General features: G+C 62.3%; 10 protein-coding genes. 6 read left to right on the top strand and 4 right to left on the bottom strand.

Annotated features, from left to right (window positions below; translation table 11 throughout):
* The 4 genes from BFP93_RS05555 to hemN form a co-directional block, all read left to right on the top strand.
* A partial coding sequence (locus tag BFP93_RS05555) for an HAD-IC family P-type ATPase (protein WP_141687945.1) occupies window positions 1-551 on the top strand: 551 nt, incomplete at its 5' end.
* A gap of 22 nt (window positions 552-573) precedes the next feature.
* A complete protein-coding gene (gene ccoS / locus BFP93_RS05550) occupies window positions 574-786 on the top strand; it encodes a cbb3-type cytochrome oxidase assembly protein CcoS (RefSeq protein ID WP_057721235.1) in 213 nt (70 codons plus the stop codon).
* Complete coding sequence (locus tag BFP93_RS05545; RefSeq protein ID WP_065892368.1) at window positions 779-1,462, top strand: sulfite exporter TauE/SafE family protein; 684 nt, start codon at window positions 779-781, stop codon at window positions 1,460-1,462. Before ccoS ends, BFP93_RS05545 begins: the two co-directional genes overlap by 8 nt.
* 103 nt (window positions 1,463-1,565) lie before the next feature.
* Window positions 1,566-2,948 carry an oxygen-independent coproporphyrinogen III oxidase gene (hemN, locus tag BFP93_RS05540; protein ID WP_065892367.1) on the top strand — a complete coding sequence of 461 codons (1,383 nt, stop codon included), beginning with the start codon at window positions 1,566-1,568 and terminating at the stop codon, window positions 2,946-2,948.
* 6 nt (window positions 2,949-2,954) lie between these two features.
* On the opposite strand, the gene BFP93_RS05535 is transcribed toward hemN, so the two are convergent.
* The gene (locus BFP93_RS05535) at window positions 2,955-3,449 is read right to left on the bottom strand and encodes a hypothetical protein (protein WP_170827590.1); all 495 of its coding nucleotides are present in this window, start codon (window positions 3,447-3,449) and stop codon (window positions 2,955-2,957) included.
* A gap of 155 nt (window positions 3,450-3,604) precedes the next feature.
* On the opposite strand from BFP93_RS05535, the gene fnr reads away from it, so the two are divergent.
* Window positions 3,605-4,339 (top strand): fumarate/nitrate reduction transcriptional regulator Fnr, encoded by a 735-nt coding sequence (gene fnr / locus BFP93_RS05530; protein ID WP_065887883.1) that lies wholly within the window; start codon window positions 3,605-3,607, stop codon window positions 4,337-4,339.
* Window positions 4,340-4,417: 78 nt separating this feature from the next.
* Window positions 4,418-4,966, top strand: a complete 549-nt coding sequence (locus BFP93_RS05525; RefSeq protein WP_065887882.1) for an adenine phosphoribosyltransferase — start codon at window positions 4,418-4,420, stop codon at window positions 4,964-4,966.
* A 503-nt stretch (window positions 4,967-5,469) separates the two neighbouring features.
* On the opposite strand, the gene recR is transcribed toward BFP93_RS05525, so the two are convergent.
* The 3 genes from recR to BFP93_RS05510 all read right to left on the bottom strand — a co-directional run bounded on the left by recR (window position 5,470) and on the right by BFP93_RS05510 (window position 7,748).
* On the bottom strand, window positions 5,470-6,072 hold the full coding sequence (recR, locus tag BFP93_RS05520; protein WP_014719453.1) for a recombination mediator RecR: 603 nt from the start codon (window positions 6,070-6,072) through the stop codon (window positions 5,470-5,472).
* Between the two features lie 66 nt (window positions 6,073-6,138).
* A complete protein-coding gene (locus tag BFP93_RS05515; RefSeq protein WP_065892366.1) occupies window positions 6,139-7,173 on the bottom strand; it encodes an NADP-dependent oxidoreductase in 1,035 nt (344 codons plus the stop codon).
* A 236-nt stretch (window positions 7,174-7,409) separates the two neighbouring features.
* Window positions 7,410-7,748, bottom strand: a complete 339-nt coding sequence (locus tag BFP93_RS05510; RefSeq protein ID WP_057721228.1) for a YbaB/EbfC family nucleoid-associated protein — start codon at window positions 7,746-7,748, stop codon at window positions 7,410-7,412.
* Between the last annotated feature and the right edge of the window lie 28 nt (window positions 7,749-7,776).

Genomic DNA, 7,776 nt, shown 5'->3' with positions numbered 1-7,776 from the left:
TGCTGGCGGCGTGCAAGGCGCGCGGCTGGCGCACCTTGCTGTTGTCGGGAGACAGCTCGCCGATGGTCGCCAGTGTCGCTGCCGAGCTGGGCATCGATGAAGCCCACGGCGGCCTGCGTCCCGACGACAAGCTGCAGGTGCTGCAACGCCTGCATCAAGAGGGCCGCACAGTGCTGATGCTCGGCGACGGCGTCAACGACGTGCCCGTGCTGGCCGCCGCGGATATCAGCGTGGCGATGGGCTCGGCCACCGACCTGGCAAAGACCAGCGCCGATGCGGTGCTGTTGTCCAACCGCCTGGAGGCGCTGGTGCAGGCGTTCTCCCTGGCGCGACGCACACGTCGAGTCATCATCGAAAACCTGCTGTGGGCCGGTCTGTACAATGGCCTGATGCTGCCGTTCGCGGCCCTGGGGTGGATCACCCCGATCTGGGCGGCAATCGGCATGTCCCTCAGTTCGTTGACGGTGGTGCTCAATGCCCTGCGCCTGACGCGCCTGCCAAGCGCGCCGGCCGTTGGCGCCCCCTTGATCAATCGCCCGCTGCCGGCGTGAGCCGCGCGGGCATGGAGTGCAGATGCCAGCTCTATACGTGATGATCCCGGCGGCGCTGCTGTTAGTGGGCGTGGCCATCTACATCTTCTTCTGGGCCGTGGACAGCGGCCAGTACGAAGACCTCGACGGCCCGGCCCACAGTGTGCTGTTCGACGACCAGGACCCCAATCACCTGGCCGCCATCGACGAAGCCAACCGCGCCGAGCAGCCGCCCAAGGAACCGCCGCATGCTTGAGCTGGCGCCTTTGCTGGCCTCTGCGCTGATCCTCGGCCTGCTCGGCGGGGGCCATTGCCTGGGCATGTGCGGCGGGCTGATGGGCGCGCTGACCCTGGCGATTCCCAGGGAACAGCGCAGCCGCCGTTTTCGCCTGCTGCTGGCGTACAACCTGGGACGCATCTTAAGTTATGCCGCAGCGGGGTTGCTGATCGGCCTGGCCGGCTGGGCCGTGGCCAACAGCCCGGCGGCGATGTTCATGCGGGTGCTCGCCGGGCTGCTGCTGATCAGCATGGGCCTGTACCTGGCCGGCTGGTGGAGCGGCCTGACCCGTCTCGAAAGCCTCGGTCGCGGCCTGTGGCGACATATCCAGCCGATGGCCAACCGCCTGCTGCCGGTGTCCAGCCTGCCCCGCGCTCTACTGCTGGGCGCGCTGTGGGGCTGGTTGCCGTGCGGGTTGGTCTACAGCACCCTGCTATGGGCCGCAAGCCAGGGCGATGCGCTGGACAGCGCGCTGCTGATGCTCGCGTTCGGCCTGGGCACCTGGCCAGTATTGCTGGCGACCGGGCTGGCCGCTGAACGTGTCACCGCGCTGTTGCGCAGGCGCAGCGTGCGCATGGCCGGTGGTTTGCTGGTGGTGCTGTTCGGGCTCTGGACCCTGCCCGGGCCGCACCAGCATTGGCTGATGGGGCATTGACCGGCCCTGTGGCATAGCGCCGCTCCCCGTTGATGCAAATCAACATGCCCGCCCCACCCAGCCCCTAGACTCGGCCCACCAGCCAAACCGGGGGACCGCCCGCATGCTCGACGCCATTCGTTGGGACACCGATCTGATTCATCGCTACGACCTGGCGGGGCCGCGCTACACGTCCTACCCCACGGCCGTACAATTCGACAGCCAGGTCGGCACTTTCGACCTGCTCCATGCGCTGCGCGACAGTCGCAAAGCCACCCGGCCGTTGTCGCTGTATGTGCACGTGCCGTTCTGCGCCAATATTTGTTACTACTGCGCCTGCAACAAGGTGATTACCAAGGACCGTGGTCGCGCCCAGGCCTATTTGCAACGCCTGATGCAGGAGATCCAGCAGGTTGCCTGCCACCTCGACCCGAAACAGCCGGTGGAACAACTGCATCTGGGCGGCGGCACGCCGACCTTTCTCAGCCATGACGAATTGCGCCAGGTGATGGCACACCTGCGCCAGCACTTCAATGTGCTCGAGGACGATTCGGGCGACTACGGCATCGAGATCGACCCTCGCGAAGCCGACTGGGCGACCATGGGCCTGCTGCGCGAACTGGGCTTCAACCGCGTCAGCATCGGGTTGCAGGACCTCGACCCCGAGGTGCAACGGGCGGTCAATCGCCTGCAAAGCCTGGAGGAAACCCGCGCGGTGATCGACGCGGCGCGCACCCTGCAATTTCGCTCGATCAATATCGACCTGATCTACGGCTTGCCCAAGCAGTCGCCGCTGAATTTTGCGCGCACCGTAGAAGAAGTCATCCGCCTGCAACCCGACCGCCTGTCGGTATTCAACTACGCACACCTGCCCGAGCGTTTCATGCCCCAGCGGCGGATCAACACCGATGATCTGCCCTCGCCGGCAGAAAAACTGTTGATGCTGCAAACCACCATCGAACAACTGACCCAGGCCGGCTACCGCTATATCGGCATGGACCACTTTGCCCTGCCGGACGACGAACTGGCCATTGCCCAGGAAGAAGGCACCCTGCAGCGCAACTTCCAGGGCTACACCACCCACGGGCACTGCGATCTGATTGGATTGGGCGTATCGGCGATCAGCCAGATCGGCGACCTGTACTGCCAGAACAGCAGTGATCTCAACGGCTACCAGAATGCCTTGGCGGGCGCGCAACTGGCCACCAGCCGTGGCTTGATCTGCACCACGGACGACCGCTTGAGACGGGATGTGATCCAGCAGTTGATCTGCAATTTCAGCCTGGGCTTCGAGGGGATCGAACAGGCGTACAACATCGACTTTCGCGGCTATTTTGCCGAGCTGTGGCCGCAACTGGAGACAATGGCCGGCGACGGCTTGATCGAGTTGGACGCCCAGGGCATTCGCGTACTGCCGGCCGGGCGCTTGTTGGTGCGTTCAGTGTGCATGGTGTTCGATGCCTACCTTGAGCACCAGAATCGCCAGCGTTTCTCGCGGGTGATCTGAGACTGCCTACGCCATCGCCAGGGAGGCGGCCTTCATCGCATCGGGGCCACTGAGCCCCTTCATGGCCTTGCCCAACGCAGTCTGCGCCGTGATGAGGCTCGCGTTCAGCACGGCAATCGCACCCTGCAGGTTATTGACCTTGACCCTGGCCTGCTCCGCAGAAAGCGTGTTATCGGCCATGACAGCGGTCAGTTCGGCCTGTTTTTCTGCAATCTGTTTCTTGATCTCGCGGATCATCTTCAAGACCTGCTGGACCTCGTTGGGCAGGCCGCTTTCCTCGATATCGCTGTTGGATTTTTTCGTGTCTCTGACCGCCTGCAAGGCTGCGCCGGAAAGGGTCACCTTCACACCTTCGTCCGTCTTGGTACTGAGGGGCGAAGAAGTGGCGTCCTTCAGCTCTTTACCAGCCGCCGCCGACTTCGCTTCTGCCACCTGGTCTTTCGGCTCCGGCAAAGGCAGCGCGCTGAGGCTTGCCGGGGTATTTGCACCGATGGAAATCATGGGTCTGGCTCCGAATTCAAAAGGTATCGTTACTTTGTATCGGCCACGACACACGGACCTTTATAACGCCGAGGCTTTTTGTACACGCTGGCCTCATCTACCCCCAGTGCGTTACCCTTACGTCTTATGTGTGTTTTCCCACAAGGATTTAAGAAATGTCCGAGCCAGTCAAACTGCGCGCTCACAGCCAGGCTCACTGCAAGGATTGCAGCCTGGCCCCCCTCTGCCTGCCACTTTCGCTGAATCTGGAAGACATGGAAGCGCTGGACGACATCGTTAAACGTGGCCGCCCGCTGAAAAAAGGCGAGTTTCTGTTTCGCCAGGGCGACAAGTTCGATTCCGTCTATGCAGTACGCTCGGGCGCATTAAAGACATTCAGCCTCAGCGACGGCGGCGAAGAGCAAATCACCGGCTTCCACTTGCCCAGCGAATTGGTCGGGTTGTCGGGGATGGACACCGAAATGCATCCCGTGTCGGCGCAGGCGCTGGAGACTACATCGGTGTGCGAAATTCCTTTCGAGCGCCTTGATGAACTGGCCCTGCAACTGCCACAGCTGCGCCGTCAGTTGATGCGCGTCATGAGCCGCGAGATTCGTGACGATCAACAGATGATGCTGCTGTTGTCGAAGAAAACCGCCGACGAGCGCATTGCGACCTTCCTGGTCAACCTGTCGGCGCGCTTTCGCGCCCGTGGTTTTTCGGCCAACCAGTTCCGCCTGAGCATGTCGCGCAATGAAATCGGCAATTACCTGGGCCTTGCGGTGGAAACCGTGTCCCGCGTGTTTACCCGTTTCCAGCAGAACGCATTGATTGCCGCCGAGGGCAAGGAAGTGCATATCCTCGACCCCATCCAACTGTGCGCACTGGCCGGTGGTTCCCTGGAAGGGTAATCCGCGCTCTGCGGCCGAGCGAACCGGCAAGGCCGCAGGTATACTTCGGGTCCGTTTTCCGCCCAGGACCCTTCGACGATGACTTTCGATTCGTTCGACATCAAATCCCTGATTCGCCCCGTCATCGACTTCCCCAAGCCTGGGGTGATCTTCCGTGACATCACACCGTTGTTCCAGTCGCCCCGCGCCCTGCGCCTGGTCGCCGACAGCTTTGCCCAGCGTTATGTCGAAGCCGACTTCAGCCATATCGGCGCAATGGATGCCCGTGGCTTCCTGATCGGTTCGATTGTCGCGTACCAGCTCAACAAGCCACTGATCCTGTTTCGCAAGCAAGGCAAATTGCCGGCTGACGTGTTGGCCGAGGCCTACCAGACCGAATATGGCGAAGCGCTGCTTGAGGTGCATGCCGACAGCCTGTGCGAAGGCGACTCGGTGCTGATGTTCGATGACTTGATCGCCACCGGTGGCACCCTGATTGCGGCGGCGAACCTGGTGCGACGCATGGGTGCGCAGATCTTTGAAGCGGCGGCGATTATTGATCTGCCGGAGCTGGGTGGGTCGCAGCGGTTGGAGGATATGGGGATTCCCACGTTCTGCCTGACGCAGTTCGGGTTGACCGAGCGGTAGTCGTTGTCAGGACGGGCCTCATCGGGGGCAAGCCCCCTCCCACAGTTTTGACTGTGTTCACAAATCAAATGTGGGAGGGGGCTTGCCCCCGATGGCGGCCTCTGAGCCGACCAGGATGTTGGATCAGATCGAGTACATATCCATTATTTAGGTAACGGCCACTTAGGGTTCCGCCCTGACGGCGGCTCACTTTTGAAAAGCGCAAAAGTAAGCAAAACGCTCTTGCCCCACCACTCGGCACCTCGCTTAGGCTCGGTGTGCCCTCTCTCCGGCTTGAATCCGTGGGCCGCCGCAATGGGCCATCCATGGCCCAGTGCGGCTAACCCGGCGTCCTGCCGGGTTACCCACGGATTCAAGCCTGCGTTCGGCCAGCGTGGTTTAACGGGGCGCCTGAGATCAAGATCAAGATCAAGGGCGGCTCGCTTCGCATCGTGGTTACGGGTGAGCGCTGCAGAGTTGTGTAGATACCTATGCTCCCTCCCACAGTTTGTCCTGCTGTGGCTTTAGAGGGCGATTGGCTTGCGGCCGGCGAACGAGTGCGCCAGGGTGCCGCCGTCGACCAGTTCAAGCTCGCCACCCAGTGGCACGCCATGGGCAATACGTGAGGTGATCAGCCCCTTGTTGGTCAGCAACTGGGCGATGTAATGCGCCGTCGCTTCGCCTTCAACGGTAGGATTGGTCGCCAGGATCACCTCGGTGAAGGTGCCCTGTTCTTCGATCCGCGCCACCAGTTGCGGAATGCCGATGGCTTCCGGCCCCAGGCCATCAAGCGGCGACAGGTGGCCCTTGAGCACGAAGTAACGCCCGCGGTAGCCGGTCTGCTCCACCGCATACACATCCATTGGCCCCTCCACCACGCACAGCAGCGTGTCGTCGCGACGAGGGTCGGCGCATTGCGGGCAGAGTTCTTCTTCGGTCAGGGTGCGGCATTGGCGACAGTGGCCCACGCCTTCCATGGCCTGGCTCAGGGCCTGGGCCAGACGAGTGCCGCCGCTGCGATCACGCTCCAGCAGTTGCAGCGCCATACGCTGGGCAGTTTTCTGGCCCACGCCCGGCAAAGTACGCAGGGCGTCGATCAGTTGGCGAATCAGGGGGCTGAAGCTCATGGGCGAAGGGTCCGACAAAACAACGAGACGCGGTTTATACCCGCGCCTCGGATTAGCGTCAAATGCTCAATCCTGCGCGACGCGCACGACCAACTTGCCGAAGTTGCGCCCCTCGAGCAAACCGATAAACGCTTCGGGCGCTTGCTCCAGGCCGTCGACCACGTCTTCGCGGAACTTGATCTTGCCCTCGCGAACCCAGGGCGCCATGGCGCTGAGGAACTCCGGCTGGCGATCACCGTAGTCGTCAAACACGATAAAGCCCTGGATGCGCACACGCTTGGTCAGCAAGGTGCGCTGCAGCGCCGGCAGACGATCCGGGCCGCTTGGCGCCTCGTGGGCGTTATACCCGGCGATCAGCCCGCACAGGGGCACCCGCGCCTTGGGGTTGAACAACGGCATCACGGCATCGAACACCTTGCCGCCGACATTCTCGAAATAGATGTCGACGCCATTGAAGCAGGCCTGGGCCAGCTCGTCGGCAAAGTGTTCGCTCTTGTGGTCGATGCAGGCATCGAAACCCAGCTCATCGACCACGTAGCGGCACTTGTCCGCACCGCCGGCAACGCCCACTACGCGCAAGCCCTTGAGCTTGGCCACCTGGCCCACCACCGAGCCCACTGCGCCGGAGGCCGCGGCCACGACCAGGGTTTCACCGGCCTTGGGCTGGCCGATGTCCATCAGGCCCATGTAGGCGGTCATGCCGGGCATGCCCAATACGCCCAGAGCCATCGACGGGCTGGCCAGGCCATTGGGCACCGGCATCAGGTTGCGGCCATCGGAAATACTGTGGCTTTGCCAGCCGGTGGAACCGACCACCAGGTCGCCCACCTCGAATTTCGGGTTGCGCGACTGCTCGACACGGCTGACTGCGCCACCGGTCATCACGTCGTCGATTTCCACGGGCGCTGCGTACGACGGCGCGTCGCTCATGCGTCCGCGCATATAAGGGTCCAGCGACAGGTAGAGTGTCTTGAGCAGCACCTGGCCGTCGGCCAGCTCTGGCAAATTTACGCGTTCGAGGCGGAAGTTTTCCGGGGTCGGTGCGCCTTGAGGGCGTGAGACCAGCACAATGCGTTGGTTCAGTGTGGATTCTTGAGGCATGAAGGGGCTCCTTTAGCGAATGCATCGGTATAGGGTGCAGACCATCGGGAGGCGGTTGGGGTTCAGATCGTTCCCATGCTCTGCGTGGGAATGCATCCTCGTGACGCTCCGCGTCACCCGCCGGGACGCGGAGCGTCCCTGGCGGGTTACCACGCAGAGCGTGGGAACGATCACCAGGCACAAACAAAAATGCCAGGCACGAGGCCTGGCATTGGAGTGCAGCTAAAGCCTGCCGATCAGAACGGCAGCTTCATGCCCGGTGGCAGTTGCATGCCGGCGGTCATGCCGCCCATTTTTTCCTGGCTGCTGGCTTCGATCTTGCGCACCGCGTCGTTGACGGCAGCGGCGAACAGGTCTTCCAGCACTTCACGGTCGTCATCGCTGACGCCTTCGAGCAGGCTTGGGTCGATGCTGACGCGCTTGATGTCGTGACGACCGGTCATCACCACGCTGACCATATCGCCACCGGCTTTACCGGTGACTTCGGCGTTGGCCAGTTCTTCCTGCATCTTGGCCATTTTTTCCTGCATCTGCTGCGCCTGCTTCATCAGGCCGGCCATGCCACCTTTCATCATGGGAATCACCTCAAAAGTACGTGGATCA

Origin of the sequence: Pseudomonas sp. 44 R 15 (genome assembly GCF_900004965.1) — a bacterium.
Classification (GTDB): domain Bacteria; phylum Pseudomonadota; class Gammaproteobacteria; order Pseudomonadales; family Pseudomonadaceae; genus Aquipseudomonas; species Aquipseudomonas orientalis_A.
This window is presented reverse-complemented; position numbering and strand designations above follow the sequence as displayed.